The organism is Veillonella sp. ZSJB6 (assembly GCF_051549505.1).
In the GTDB taxonomy this organism is placed as follows: domain Bacteria; phylum Bacillota; class Negativicutes; order Veillonellales; family Veillonellaceae; genus Veillonella.
The window spans coordinates 1-402 of sequence record NZ_JBPUGE010000024.1; the positions used below are offsets into that span (position 1 = coordinate 1).

Genomic DNA, 402 nt, shown 5'->3' on the forward strand with positions numbered 1-402 from the left:
CATTAAGTCAGAGAATTATTTCCTATGTGCTCGGGTCAACCTACTTAGAAATTCTAAGAGATGACCTTACAAATATATATAATTATCTTCTATGCAGTTTTCAAAGAACAAATCTGCCGATAAATTCCGTGTTATTCGTCGTTGCACTTGTCTTACTCATCTAGCATACTTCCAGTATGCGTCGATTTCGTAATCCTACGTGCGCCTAGATTAACGCGTAATTTATACGTCATATTAAATTGAGAAATCATTTACAGATCTCTCAAAACCGAACAATGTTAGGTGCCAAAGTGTCGACCTAAGTGACATCTAAGCTCTTGGCCTAGTGTATGTCTCCCTAGAAAGGAGGTGATCCAGCCGCACCTTCCGATACGGCTACCTTGTTACGACTTCACCCCAATC

1 rRNA gene is annotated in these 402 nt (G+C 40.0%); it reads right to left on the reverse strand.

Annotation, left to right across the window (positions count from 1 at the left end):
* Positions 1-341 precede the first annotated feature (341 nt).
* Positions 342-402: ribosomal RNA gene (locus ACSV5T_RS09740) — 16S ribosomal RNA — on the reverse strand; the annotation flags it as partial.